Source organism: Streptomyces sp. NPDC052299 (assembly GCF_040679335.1).
Lineage (GTDB): Bacteria > Actinomycetota > Actinomycetes > Streptomycetales > Streptomycetaceae > Streptomyces.
The window spans coordinates 214,225-227,324 of sequence record NZ_JBFAUP010000003.1 but is presented as its reverse complement, the minus strand read 5'-3'; the positions used below and the strand labels follow the sequence as shown (position 1 = coordinate 227,324).

11 protein-coding genes are annotated in these 13,100 nt (G+C 72.6%); 9 read left to right on the top strand and 2 right to left on the bottom strand.

The window, feature by feature from the left end; all coding sequences use genetic code 11:
• The first annotated feature begins 36 nt into the window (after positions 1 to 36).
• From AB0L33_RS06580 to AB0L33_RS06555, 6 genes are all read left to right on the top strand, one after another.
• Positions 37 to 990, top strand: a complete 954-nt coding sequence (locus AB0L33_RS06580) for a LysR family transcriptional regulator (protein ID WP_365678300.1) — start codon at positions 37 to 39, stop codon at positions 988 to 990.
• A gap of 301 nt (positions 991 to 1,291) precedes the next feature.
• Positions 1,292 to 2,893, top strand: coding sequence for a type I-E CRISPR-associated protein Cse1/CasA (locus tag AB0L33_RS06575; protein WP_365678673.1), 1,602 nt, complete (start codon positions 1,292 to 1,294; stop codon positions 2,891 to 2,893).
• A complete protein-coding gene (gene casB / locus AB0L33_RS06570; protein ID WP_365678298.1) occupies positions 2,890 to 3,459 on the top strand; it encodes a type I-E CRISPR-associated protein Cse2/CasB in 570 nt (189 codons plus the stop codon). The genes AB0L33_RS06575 and casB overlap by 4 nt, the downstream gene beginning before the upstream one ends.
• Positions 3,456 to 4,808: a type I-E CRISPR-associated protein Cas7/Cse4/CasC gene (locus tag AB0L33_RS06565; protein ID WP_365678296.1), complete on the top strand. Its 1,353-nt coding sequence runs from the start codon at positions 3,456 to 3,458 to the stop codon at positions 4,806 to 4,808. Before casB ends, AB0L33_RS06565 begins: the two co-directional genes overlap by 4 nt.
• Positions 4,805 to 5,653, top strand: coding sequence for a type I-E CRISPR-associated protein Cas5/CasD (cas5e, locus tag AB0L33_RS06560; protein ID WP_365678294.1), 849 nt, complete (start codon positions 4,805 to 4,807; stop codon positions 5,651 to 5,653). The genes AB0L33_RS06565 and cas5e overlap by 4 nt, the downstream gene beginning before the upstream one ends.
• Positions 5,650 to 6,372, top strand: coding sequence for a type I-E CRISPR-associated protein Cas6/Cse3/CasE (locus tag AB0L33_RS06555; protein ID WP_365678292.1), 723 nt, complete (start codon positions 5,650 to 5,652; stop codon positions 6,370 to 6,372). Before cas5e ends, AB0L33_RS06555 begins: the two co-directional genes overlap by 4 nt.
• A gap of 138 nt (positions 6,373 to 6,510) precedes the next feature.
• On the opposite strand, the gene AB0L33_RS06550 is transcribed toward AB0L33_RS06555, so the two are convergent.
• Positions 6,511 to 6,693: a hypothetical protein gene (locus AB0L33_RS06550; protein WP_073862727.1), complete on the bottom strand. Its 183-nt coding sequence runs from the start codon at positions 6,691 to 6,693 to the stop codon at positions 6,511 to 6,513.
• Positions 6,694 to 7,220: 527 nt separating this feature from the next.
• Here AB0L33_RS06550 and AB0L33_RS06545 point away from each other — a divergent pair.
• Entirely contained in the window at positions 7,221 to 10,541 is a 3,321-nt protein-coding gene (locus tag AB0L33_RS06545) for a hypothetical protein (protein ID WP_365678290.1), read from the top strand.
• On the opposite strand, the gene AB0L33_RS06540 is transcribed toward AB0L33_RS06545, so the two are convergent.
• Entirely contained in the window at positions 10,534 to 11,214 is a 681-nt protein-coding gene (locus AB0L33_RS06540) for a prolyl oligopeptidase family serine peptidase (RefSeq protein WP_365678671.1), read from the bottom strand. The genes AB0L33_RS06545 and AB0L33_RS06540 overlap by 8 nt on opposite strands.
• A gap of 222 nt (positions 11,215 to 11,436) precedes the next feature.
• Here AB0L33_RS06540 and AB0L33_RS06535 point away from each other — a divergent pair, with 222 nt between their 5' ends.
• Together AB0L33_RS06535 and AB0L33_RS06530 are read left to right on the top strand one after the other, a co-directional pair.
• A complete protein-coding gene (locus tag AB0L33_RS06535) occupies positions 11,437 to 12,591 on the top strand; it encodes an adenosine deaminase (protein ID WP_365678288.1) in 1,155 nt (384 codons plus the stop codon).
• A gap of 134 nt (positions 12,592 to 12,725) precedes the next feature.
• Positions 12,726 to 13,040: a hypothetical protein gene (locus AB0L33_RS06530; protein ID WP_365678286.1), complete on the top strand. Its 315-nt coding sequence runs from the start codon at positions 12,726 to 12,728 to the stop codon at positions 13,038 to 13,040.
• Positions 13,041 to 13,100: the final 60 nt, after the last annotated feature.

Sequence of the window (13,100 nt, the reverse complement as noted above, 5' to 3'; positions counted from 1 at the left end):
ATGCGTCCAATGCACAAACAGCCAATAATCAATCCCATGGTGCATCAACACAGCTCACGGCCCCGGCTGTCACCGGGCAGTTACGAAGAAGACATCCGCGCGGTCCTCGCGCCCCGCCTCGCGTACTTCGAGGCGGTCGCCCGCCACGAGCACGTGACCCGCGCCGCGCAGGAGCTGGGCGTCCCGCAGTCCACGCTCTCGCGCGCGATGGTGCGGCTGGAGGACGACCTGGGCGTCGCCCTGTTCGCGCGCAAGGGCCGCACGGTCTCGCTGACCCCGGCCGGCCGGACCTTCCTCGGCTCGGCCGAACGCGCCCTCGCCGAGGTGGAGAAGGCCGCCGACTCGGTACGCGCCGACGCCGATCCCACCGCGGGCAAGGTGGCCTTCGGCTTCCTCCACACGATGGGCTCAGAAACCGTCCCGGCCCTCATCCGCGCCTTCCGGGCCGACCACCCCCGGGTCCGCTTCCAGCTCGTCCAGAACTACGGCGAGGCCATGATCGAACGCCTCCGCGCCGGCGGCCTCGACCTCTGCCTCACCTCCCCGGTCCCGGACGCCCCCGACCTGGTCACCCGCCGCCTCGACGAACAACGCCTCCGCCTGGTCGTCCCCGACGACCACCCCCTCGCCACCCGCCGCCGCATCCGCCTCGCCGAAGCCGCCGACGAAACCTTCGTCACCCTCGAACCCGGCTACGGCCTCCGCCGCATCACGGACGACCTCTGCGCGGCGGCGGGCTTCGTCCCCCGCGTCGCCTTCGAGGGCGAGGAGGCGGAGACCCTGCGCGGCCTGGTGGCGGCGGGCCTGGGCGTGGCCCTGCTGCCCCCTCCGGCGGTGGCCCGCCCCGGGGTGGTGGAACTGACGGTGACGGCACCGAGGGCGGTGCGCGAGATCGGGGTGGCCTGGCTGGACGGGCACCCGGACACGGCCCCGGTGGCGGCGTTCAAGCGGTTCCTGCTGGGGCGGCGGGGGAGTTTGCTGCCGGGGTGAGGGCCCCGCGCGTGCGGGGAGCAGTCGTTGAACGTGTCCAGCAGGTCTTCGGCCTTCGGGACATCCCCGCGCACGCGGGAGTCCATCACCGCGGGGAACGGGTTCCTCGTCCCGTACGGGCCATCTCGGCCACGGCATCGTACAGCCGCGCTCCGTCGCCAACTGGCTCTTTGTCGAAGCTCGTTGGAGATATGCCAATGCCGCCGCCCCGCAGGCGCCCGGTTGCTAGCGTCCTGTGCCGTTCGAGCAGGCAACCGTTAAGAGCAATGAGAAACGGTGGAGCGTGGCTGGATCAAGTGCCTTGCCCGGTGAGGGCTTACGGCCCCGATGGGACCCCCGGGAATCCCCCTGCGTCCGGGTCCTCACCCTGGACGGCCGGCTCGTGGAGCTGAATCTGGTGGAGCTGTTCCACGATGCCGACGGCCTGCGGAGTGTGGAAGGCGGCACGCCGGGGGAGCGGGTCGCCGTCATCGAGTACCTGCTGGCCATCTGCTACGCCTCCGGTACGTATCCGGAGTCGGCCGCACGGTGGCCCGCCTGGGTGGACCGGAAGGACGCGCTCCGGCCCGCTGCCGACTGGCTCACCCAGCGCCCGGAGGACGAGGTCTGGGATCTGTTCCACCCCGAGGAGCCCCTGGGACAGAACTCCCTGCTGGCCCCGTTCATCGATGAGCACGGGGCGGGTCCCGCCCAGCTGGTGATCGAGCGGGTGGGCGACTACAACCAGTTCTTCGACCACCACCATCTGGAGCACCCGGATCCGCTTCCGGCCGCCGAGGCGTTCCGGGCCATGCTCACCCAGCACGTGTACGGCCCGGCCGGGCGCGCCCGGATCTCGGGCAAGGAGACGCTCGGGGCCACCCTCACCAACCTCGCCGCCACCCGTCTCGGCAGCCGGATCCGCGTGGTCGCGCTCGGGGGCACCCTCGGTGAGACGCTGCGCCTCAACCTCGCCCCGGTCCCCGGTCCGCCCGGCGAACTGAACCGCACGTGGACCGCGGGCAAGGAGCGGCGGGGGTTCACGGCCAAGCCGAGCGGCCGGGCGGTGACCGGTCCGGCCGACCTGCACAGCTCCCTCGGCCGGTCGGTCCTGCTCCGCCCGACCCGTACCGGGGACCACGTGGACCGGGTGCTTCTCGGGGCCGGCGAACTGCTCGCACTGAGCGACGAGCACCGGCAGGACGCCGTGTACGCGAAGAGGGCGGACGGCACCAGGAAGCCGCTGTGGGCCTCCGCCACCCGGGCCGTCTGGCGGGAGGCGCACGCCCTCTACGCCGCCGTGGCCGAAGCGCGGTCGCACCCGGTGGGCGGCAACGACGGGGGCACCCTGTACCGGCGGCTCGCGCTCTTTCCGGCCCAGGACGTCGCCCCCGAGCCCGGACAGCAGCCCGCCCGGCGCATCGACCTCTGGGCGGTCGGGCTGGTGGCCAGGCAGACCACGGCCATCGCCTGGGTCGACGGCGTCTTCCCGTTCGCCCCCGGCCTCGAAGCCAGGCTGTATACGGCCTCCCGAGGAGGTTCGGAGATCGCCGAGTACGTGGCGTCCGCCCTGTCCAAGGCGGCGTACGCGGCCTGGACCGTGGCGTACCCGAACCCCAAACCGGCCGACAAGGCCGCCCAGATCGACCGCTTCGACGCCCGCGCCCAGCACTGGGCGGCGACCCTGGAGCCGTTCGACCTGCTGATGGAGGAGACGACGCTCGGCGAGGACGTCCACGCCTCCTTGTACGAGTACGCGGCCACCGTCACCGCCGCCGCCCGCCGGTTCCTCGCCGAACGCCTCGACGCGCTGCCCAGGAACGCGCAGGGGGCGAAGACCCGGGCAGCCGCGCTGAGGAGGTTCGACGCCGAGATGAGCGCACCGAAGGCCCCGGCCGAGATCCGAGGGGGAACCACGTCATGACCACCCGCACGGGCGCCGACGCCCGCACCAGCGAGAGCAGCGCCGCGCTCACGGCCTGGCTCGCCAGCCTGGTCCACAACAACGACTACGCGAGCCTCGCCGAACTGCGACGCCCCCGCGTCCAGCGCGAACCCCACTTCCGAGCCCTCTGGTACAGCCCGACCGAGGCCCAGCGAGAGATCTACGGCCAGGTCGCCTTCCTGTTCGCGGTATACCACCAGGGGCGTGGGAAGCCCGATTTCGGGTACGGCAGTCTCGGCGAAGCGGCCCGCCGTATCGGCGGCGGAGCCCTGCACGGGCCCGACGATCCCGGCGCGGCCCGTCTGGTGGACCGCATCGTGTCCAGCCGCCGTATCCCATGGCGTCATCTGCAGCACGCCGTCGCACGGCTGCGCTCCTGCGACCGGCATCCGCCGTCCTGGGCGCGGCTCGTGGACGACCTCTGCCTCTGGCACGACCGCAAGGCCCGCATCTCGTACGAGTGGGGCGCCGCCTTCCACATGCCGCCCGCCCGGACCGCCCCGCCGACTGCCGCCGCCGACCCCGAGAAGGGCTCCCTCGCATGACCAGCAACGCCGCATCCTCCGGCAGCCAGTTCCTCTCCCTGCACCTGCTGGAGACCCTGGTGGCCGTCCTGCCCGTACGCGACGAGAACGGGGCGCCCAAGTCGATCGTGTACGGCGGTTACGAACGCCACATGATCACGAGTCAGGCGCGACGCAGGGCCGAACGCGTCCACACCCGCAACCGGGCCAACGCGGGCGTCGGCGCCCTGGCCGGCCACCGCACCGGTGTCCGGACCCGTGAGTGGGCGCTCACCACCGCGCGCGCCCTCGTTTCCGCGCACGGCTGGGAGTGGGACGAGGCCATCCGTACCGCCCGCGCCGTCATCGAGGCCACCGGGCTGAAGTTCGGGGACCCCGCCAAGAAGACCGTCGCCAACCTGACGAAGGTGCTCCTCTTCGCCCCCGAGGACGCGGGCACGCGCATCGCCGCCCACATCGAGGAGCAGGCCGGGGCCCTCCGGCCCTGGACCGAGGAGTACGTGGCGGCGCAGACCGCGGCGGCCAGGGCCAAGGCGAAGAAGGGCGCCCGCAAGGGAGCCGTCCAGGACGAGCCGGCCGAGGGCGCGGACACCCCGGCGGCCGACGCCAAGCTGCCGGCGCTGCCGGGCGCGACCAGGGCGGCGGTCCTCACCGCGCTCGCCCCGCGCGACGCCGTCGACATCGCCCTGTACGGACGCTTCCTCGCCGAGATCGCGGACTCCCCGAACGTCGACGGCGCGGTACAGAGCAGCCACGCCTTCACGGTGCACGAGGCGGAGCAGGTGGACGACTTCTATGCGGCGGCCGACGACGCGAAGCTGGACCGCAAGGCCAACGCGCTGGACTTCCTCGACGCGGCGGACGACGCCGGAGCGGGCATGACCGGCTACCAGTCCCTCATCACCGGCACCTTTTACCGGCACGCCGTCCTCGACCGCGTGAAGCTGCGCAACAACCTCCGCGCCGCCGGGATGACCGCGGAGGAGGCGGAGGAGGCGTCCGTCGCGGCCGAGGCCGAATTCGTCACGGCCTTCGTCGACGCCTTCCCGGAGGCGAAGAAGAACTCGACCGCCTCCACGGGCTCGCTGCCCGCACTCGTCCTCGCCTTCGAGGGCGAGCGCCCCTACAACTACGCGGCCGCCTTCCAGGCCCCCATTGACGAGAACCCCGTGGACAAGGACGGCGAGGGCCCCGCGGGACCGGCCGCGGTGCGGCGGCTGCTGAAGCACCACGCGTTCGTCAGCCGCCGCCGCCCCGACATCAGGACCGGCCGCGTCCTCACCTACGACCCGCGCATCGAGGAACTCCTCGGCACGCTCGAGGACACCGGCGCCCTGGCCGTCGCCTCGGCCGAGGAGCTGACGGCGTGACCCCGCACGTCCTGCTTGTACGGCTTGCCGCGCCGCTCCAGTCCTGGGGAGTGGCGTCCCGGTTCTCGCACCGCGACACGCACGCCCGCCCCACCAAGTCGGCGGTCATCGGCATGTGTGCGGCGGCCCTCGGCCGGGAACGCACCGACCCCGTGGACGACCTGGCCACGCTCGCCTTCGGGGTCCGCGCCGACCACCCGGGGACCCCGGTGCGCGACTACCACACGGTCGGCGCCGGGCGGTTTCCCCTGCGGCCCCGGGACGTCATCACCGACCACCGGCGGGCCGCGGCCGTCGCCGCGAGCATGGAGGCGGCCGACGGCGAGGGCTTCGGACACCACGAGCTGGCCGGCTGGTACGGGGCGCCGAAGAAGATCACCGCCGACCCCGTCTCCGGGGCGCTCGTATCGGCCGAGCTGTCGCGTACGGCGCTGATCACCGAGCGCTGGTACCTGTCGGACGCCGCCTTCGTCGTCGGACTCCAGCATCAGGACCGGGCGCTCCTGGAGGAGGTCGCGCACGCCCTCGAACACCCGAAGCGGCTGCTGTGGCTCGGCCGGAAGTCCTGCCCGCCCTCCGGCACGCTGGCCGCAGAGATCCTGCCCGGCACGATCGCCGCCGCGTTCACGGGCAAGATCCTGCTTCCCGGGCCCGAGGGGCCCGACACCTCGGGGCGGCGTCCCTGGGCGTGGATCCAGGCCGCGCCGGGCACCCGGGGCGCGCTCCAGGTCAACGACGAGCCGGTCAGCTTCGACCCGGGCCGGCGGGCCCATGTCACCCGCTGGGAGACCCGTACGCGCATCACCATCGCACCGACCGCAACCGGATGGGACATCATCCCGTGAAGAGCACCCGGGCCTCGACGGCCCGCTTCGTCGCCACCCACTCCGTTCTCACCCTGAACGCCCGCCACCCCCTGGTCGCCAAGTCCCTGGTCGACGCCCAGGAGATGCACCGCACGGTGATGAGCGGCTTCCGGGGCTGGGTCGAGGACGGCGAACCCGAGGCGCGCGCCCAGATGGGCGTCCTGTCCACCTGGTCGGTGGACCTGAAGGCGGGGGCCCTCGTCCTGGTCGTCCAGTCCCGGGTCCCGGGCGACTGGACGCGCATCCCCCCCGAAGCGTTGACGACGGCCCCGCACATCATCACCGTCGACCGCACCTTCGAGCGGGGCGAGGTCTTCGGCTTCCGCGCGGTCGTGAACCCCACACGCAGCAGGCCGTCGGGCCGCCCGCCCGCGGAGAAGGTGCGCGGCACCCGTACCGCCCACACCACCCCGGAACACGTGAAGCGCTGGTTCGCACGGCGCCTCCAGGCCGCCGGCGAGCCCTCGGTCGCCGAGGACGGCGTCACCCGCATCGGCGCCACCGCGGACCCGGAGACCCTGGGCATCCGCATGCTGCCGACGGTGTCCAGCACCCACCGCGCCAAACCCCTCCGCATCGGCCGCGCGGAAATCCGCGGCACCCTGACGGTCACCGACCCGGAAACCCTGGTGGCCTCCCTGTCGAACGGCCTGGGCCACGCGCGGGCGTACAGCTGCGGGTTGATATTGGCGCGTTGACCGGCGGAGAGCGTCCCCGCGCACGCGGGGGCCGAGTAGAAACTGCTCCTAACGGGGGCCATCCCCGCACGTGCGGGGAACCTCCGGCAAGCGCCGAGAGTAGGCCCTCGGGCCCCGCCGCGACCAGCCCCGCGGACATCACCGCTTCCCACCGCCGCGTCGCAACAGGATCGTCAGGGTCGCCCGCGCGTCGCGCCGGCGCTCCGGGCTGCGGAACAGCACGGAGGAGGTGGCGACGGTGACGACGGCCCCGACGTAGGCGAGGCCGGTGGCGGCGGCCCCTTGCAGGACGGACTCGAGGACGGGCGGCAGGCCGGACATGCGGATCTCCTCAGGGGTGTCGCCCGTGGCTACTCCGCCGGGCGGCGTGCCTCAGGTATCCACCGTGCGTCCGGATTCCAGAAACGTTCGGGACCCGTACACGCCCGAAACATGCAGGTCAGGGACGGATGAAAAACATTCCAGAGCACTCACCCGCAGCGCCTGATTTCCGCGACGACCTCAGGAGGCTGGATGAGGCAGCGGGCGGCCGGTCCAAGGGGCCGGGGCTTCACGAACTGGCCGCCCTTGAGGGGTGCACGGTCAGGGTCTCAAGCCTGAGTACGTGGCTGCGGGGTGAAACGCTCCCTCGTGAAGAGAACATGCCTTATGTATTGGGTCAGCTGATCCCCACGTTGGAGAAGTGTGCGAAGAGCCGGTCGCGTACCTATGTCGGCCGGACCAAGGCCACGTGGCAGGCCCGCTTTTTGGCTGCCAACACGGTCCGCCAAAGGAAGCAGAGCCCTTCCGGCCCCCGGGTGCACGGAACGTCCCCAGGGCGTCTGCTGGCCGGGCCATCCCCGGCCCTCTTGGACGTACTGCCACGTGAGTTCGCGGGCCGGGAGGACGAGCTCGACGAGCTGGTCGCATTCGTGACGGCGGGTCAGGACGGGCCGGATTACCGGTGGTATCAGGCGGGCCCTTGGGCGGGGAAGACTGCGCTGCTGGCCTGGTTCGCCGACCGCTACCGGCTGCCCGGGATCGACATCGCCCACCACTTCATCTCGGGGCGCCTGGGCACGGATCGATGCGAGGACTTCACGCGCGTGGTCGGGCAGCAACTGGCTGCCGCGTCGGGCATGCGACGTCTGCCTGCTGCCGCCCTCAAGGACTTCTCCGTGGCGTACGCGGCGGCCGCTCAAGCCTGCGAGCAGCGCAATCGTCGGCTCGTACTGGTCGTTGACGGGCTTGACGAGGACGCCGACGTGGATCGGGACGGCATGGGCATCGCCGGGCTGCTCCCCAAAGCCCCGCCGCACGGCATGCGCGTCATTGTCAGCGGCCGTGCTCACCCCTCGGCCCCGCTGAAACTGGCGGGGGATCACCCCCTGCGGGATCCCGGTATCGTCCGGCAGCTCACCTCCTCTCCGGCCGCACGGGCCATCCGGGACATGGCTCTGGTGGAGCTGGACGAGCTCCTGGGCGACCCCCGCATCGGCCAACAGGTGTTGGGGCTGCTCGCCACCGCGCGAGGAGCCCTCACGCGAGCGGATCTGGCGAAGATCCTCCGCGTCCGGCCGCGCGAGGTGCGGCTCCGGCTCGGCACCGTGGTCAGCCGTTCACTCGCGCCCACGCGCGTCGATCGCCTCGCCCTGAACGGACGGACCGGAGCGGAGGCAGAAGAGGACCGCCAGGCGTTCGTGCTGGCCCACGACGCGATCCTCAGGACGGTGTGCCAGGAGCTGGGGGAGCCCGACCTCGCCGAACGGAGGGACGACCTGCACCGCTGGGCGCAGGCGTACCAGGACCAGGGCTGGCCCGAAAACACGCCCAACTATCTTCTGACCGGCTACATCCGCCTCCTCCAGGACTCCGCGGACACCGAGCGTCTCGACGCCCTCGTTCTCGATCCGTGCTACCAACTGCGCCTCGCCGACCGCTCCGGCGCCGACGTCGCCCTCGCCCATCTGGGTCTGGTCGCCGCCCGTCGCGGGAAGCACGCGGCACTGGGGCCGGCCGTCGCGGCCGCCGTTTCCCGGGACATGCTGCTGGGCCGGGCGCGGCCGGTCCCCGGGGCCGTCGCACAGGCCGTTGCCCGGCTCGGGGACCCGGGGCGGGCACGAGCGCTGGCGATCGCGTCGGGGAGCGCCGTGGACAAGGCGCTGCGGCTCGCCGACCTGGCGGAGATGGTGTGGGCGATGGACGAGCAGGAGGCCGCCGTCACCGCCCGGGAGGCAGAGCGGTGGGCGCGCACGGCGTTGCGGGAGGCGGAGGGGGCCGGTTACGTCACCGACGAGGCCGAGGGCGCGGCCGCGCGGGCAGCTCTCGCCCTGCTCACGACGGCAGAGGGCCGCAGTCGCCAGGAGCAGTACGCGGATGGCCTCGCGCTGCTCCGTTCCACCCGGGGCACCGGGTCGGCCCGCAGCGAGACCTGGGCATCGGCCGCCGCCTTGCTGGCACCGGACCATCCACAGGACGCGGCCCGACTCCTGGACGAACTGGAACAGCAGGCCGATCCCATGGACGGCAAAGGCGTGGCCGTCGCGGTGCAGCTCTGGCAGACGGTGGCGGCCGCGGACTCGGACCGCGCCGGCCGTCTGCACGACCTCGCCCTGGAGCACGTGACGAGGGCGTGGCAGGAGGCCCCCTCACTGGAGGCCGTGGCCACGCTCGCCGCAACCGCCTCCTTCGTGGCACCCACCCGTCCGGCGCAGGCCGGGCAACTCGCGGCCGCCGCCTGCCACCACCTCGAACGCGTCCTGCACGTCGACGCCGGGGAGCGCTCGCCGGCGGACGCCTTCCACCTGGAATTCGGCTTCCCGCACACGCTCGCCGTGCTCGCCCGGGCCCTCACCGACGTGGGGGCACCACCGGAGGAAGCCACCCGCATCCTGGAGCTCGGACGGCGCGCCGTGCCCCCGGAGCCCGCACACGCCCCGGAAGAGCCCGTCGCCGAGGATCACGCGTTCACCGAAGCCACCGCGCTTGCCGAGCAGGCCGTCCACCTCGCCGGACGCGGCGCCGTGGACGACGCGGAGCACCATCTGCAACAGGCGCTGGCCCTCCTCCCCCCGGCCGGACGCGGCGGCCGGGGACCCGTCTGGCTGCCGGACCTCGCGGGCGCGCTCGTCCGTACCGGCGCAGCCGTCGATCCCGAGGTGCTGCCCGGCCTCGCGCGGCACCCGGACGAGCGGGTACGCGTACACGCCGCCATGGCCCTGGCCCATGCGGACTGCGACCGACAGGCCGAGGCACGCCACCACGCGCGGGAAGCGGCCCGTGGGGCTGCCGGCAGGGGCTGGGCGTATGTTGCGCAGGCTCTGGCCCGCGTAGGAGAGGTGACGTCCGCCGTCGACCACGTCGAGCGGCACCGGCCGCCGCAGCGCCCCGGCGGGCGGGCCGCCTGGCGAACGGCGGACCGGGCAGCGCGCGTCGCCGTCGCGGCCGAGCTCGCGTCACACGACCCCGAAGCGGCGTACGAACTGGTCCGTCCGTTGCTGGAACGTCTACGAGCAGCCCCGGGGGCGATGCGAAGCCACGGGCTGTTGCCCTTGCTGGCAGAACTCCTCCCAGCCGTTGCAGACCTGCCGCCCCACCAACAGCAGCTGTTCCACGAGGTCATGGCAGCCGCGCAGGAGCAGGCGACGCGGAGCAACCCGCATGCCTGGCGCCCCGAAGACCTCCTCGTGCAGGCGTTCCTTCTCATCGGTGACGGGAAAGAGCCCGCCCAACAGCTGGACTGGCTGACCCGGGACGCGGCCCATCGCGGGGCCGAGCATTCCCCCACCGCCGCGCTGGCCGTGCTGCACGCGGCCCTGGGCGACCACGCCGCCGCGCACCGCGTGGCGATGTCTTCCGCCGCACCCCGCCACAGAGCCGTGGCGCTGACCGCGGTGGCCGTGCACCTCGCCCGTGTGCCGTGCCGTCCCTGCCCCGTCCCGGACCCGGTCGGCACGGACGCCTTCACGCACACCGTTCAGTGCCTGGCGCTCCACACGACGCGGGCCGCACCGGCCGCCGTGCGGCCCGCCGCGAGGTCCCTGCAACACGCCCTGGCGACACCTGGCTGGCATCACGCCATCCCGGCCCTGTCCCACATCGCCCCCGACACCCTCGCCACCGTCTACGCCATTACGGAAAAGCACCTGGGCACACCGCGGGACACCGACAACGACCGGATCCTCAGCTGACCCCCAACGACTCCCCGAACCCCACCGCCAGCGGCATCCGCAGCCCCAGCGGCGGCGGAGCCGCCAGCGCGTCCGTCACCGGGCGGGCGTACGCGTGGCCGAACAGCGTGCCGCGTACGAAGTCGGCGGCCAGGGCCGCGACTTCGGAGCGGTGTTGGCGCAGCCCGTGGCCGTCCGAGTGGACCTCGAAGCGGCAGGTGTCGCGGTTGGCCTTCTTGGCGCGTTCGGCCAGGCGGAAGGACAACTCCGGGGCGCAGCGCGTGTCGTTGGTGCCGTGGACCAGCAGGACCGGGCGGCCGACCAGGTGTTTGACCGGTTCGGGGGCGGCGGACGGGTCGCCGGGGAGCCAGGGGGCCATGGCCAGGACCGCGCCGACCGCCGGGTGGCCGCCCGCGCGGAGGGCCGCTCGGGCGCCCATGCCGTGGCCGGCCAGGCAGAGGGGGACGTCGCCGTAGCGGCGTACGGCCTCGTCCACCGCCCACTCCGCGTCCGCCGCGAGATGGGCGTCGTCCTCGTTCCAGCCGCGGCAGCGGTAGCGCACCACATGGGCGGTGAGGCCGTCGGCGCGGCCCGCGTGGGCCAGGGCGCGGGCCAGCGGGAGCAGGCGGGCGTGGGAGAGGGCGGAGGGGCGGCGGTGCGAGTGGGGTTCGCCGTCCGGGAGCAGCAGGACCACGCCGCCGACCGTTGCCGTTCCGGCCGCCGCTCCGACGGCCCGTCCCAGCCGTGCCGCGGGCTGGGGGAGTGCGCGCTGTGCCATGGCGTAACAGTGTCAGACGAGCGCGCGTCCGCCACCCCTGTTCGCGGGGTCTGTTACGCAGCGGGGCGCGGGAAGGTTCGACCGTACCGTTATGCAACGACCAGCCCGCTCTACGCGCGTAGGCGCTACAGTGCCTGGATGATGAGCCCGACCCTCCACGTGCCCGGCCCGGACCAGATCCGGCGTGCCCCCAAGGTCCTTCTGCACGACCACCTCGACGGCGGTCTGCGCCCCGGAACGATCGTCGACCTCGCGGCGGCGATCGGTTACGACGCGCTTCCCGAGAACGAGCCCGACAAACTCGGCATCTGGTTCCGGGAGGCGGCCGACTCCGGTTCGCTGGAGCGGTATCTGGAGACGTTCGCCCACACCTGCGCGGTCATGCAGACCCGTGACGCGCTGGTCCGGGTCGCGGCCGAGTGCGCCGAGGACCTGGCCGCCGACGGGGTCGTCTACGCCGAGGTGCGGTACGCCCCCGAGCAGCACCTGGAGGCCGGGCTGACCCTCGAAGAGGTGGTCGAGGCCGTCAACGAGGGGTTCCGCGAGGGCGAGCGGCGGGCCCGGCAGGACGGCAACCGCATCCGCGTCGGCGCCCTGCTCACCGCCATGCGGCACGCCGCGCGCTCCCTGGAGATCGCCGAACTGGCCAACCGCTACCGGGACCAGGGCGTCGTCGGCTTCGACATCGCGGGCGCCGAGGCGGGATTCCCGCCCACCCGGCACCTGGACGCCTTCGAGTACCTCAAGCGCGAGAACAACCACTTCACGATCCACGCGGGCGAGGCGTTCGGGCTGCCGTCGATCTGGCAGGCCATCCAGTGGTGCGGCGCCGACCGGCTCGGGCACGGGGTCCGCATCATCGACGACATCGAGGTCGCCGAGGACGGCTCCGTGAAGCTGGGCCGGCTCGCCTCGTACGTACGGGACAAGCGCATCCCGCTGGAGATGTGCCCGACGTCCAACCTCCAGACCGGGGCCGCGTCCTCGTACGCGGAGCACCCCATCGGGCTGCTCCGCAAGCTGCACTTCCGGGCCACCGTCAACACCGACAACCGGCTGATGAGCGGCACGACCATGAGTCAGGAATTCGAGAAGCTGACCGAGGCCTTCGGATACACGCTCGACGACATGCAGTGGTTCACCGTCAATGGAATGAAGTCGGCGTTCATTCCTTTCGATGAACGTCTGGCGATGATCAATGACGTCATCAAGCCCGGCTACGCCGAGCTCAAGTCCGAATGGCTTTTCGAGCAGACCGCTGCGACCAGCGTGTCCTCCTCGCTCGCGGGCTGACGGAGGCGTACGGAAAACGGCCGGGGAAAGGATTTCCCGGCCGTTTTCCTTCGTGTCGGGTGTTTGCGGGGCCGGGGCGCGGCTGACTACGTTGCATAGCCGCTCACATCCCCTTCCCCAAGGATGAATGTCATATGAAGCAGTCTGCCGCCAGGACTCTCGGTGTCGCCGTTCTCGGCGCCGCTTTCGCCGCTGCCGCCGCCGGCACCGCGTCCGCCTCCGCGCTGCCGCTGGAGACCGCGACCAGCGTCCTGCCCGTCGCCGGTGCCGTGGCCGACGCCACCTCGACGCTGCCGGTCAAGGACACCGCCGACCAGCTCCTCGGCACCAGCCAGACCAAGCTCGTCGGCGACGCCACCACCCCCGTCAAGGGCCTCCTCGGCGGCATGCCGGCCGGCGGTCTGAGCACCAGCGGCCTGTCCGCCAACGGTCTGCCGCTCGGCGGCTGAGCCGAAGCCGGAACACGCCGGTGGGCGGGCACCCCGAACGGGTGCCCGCCCACCGGCATG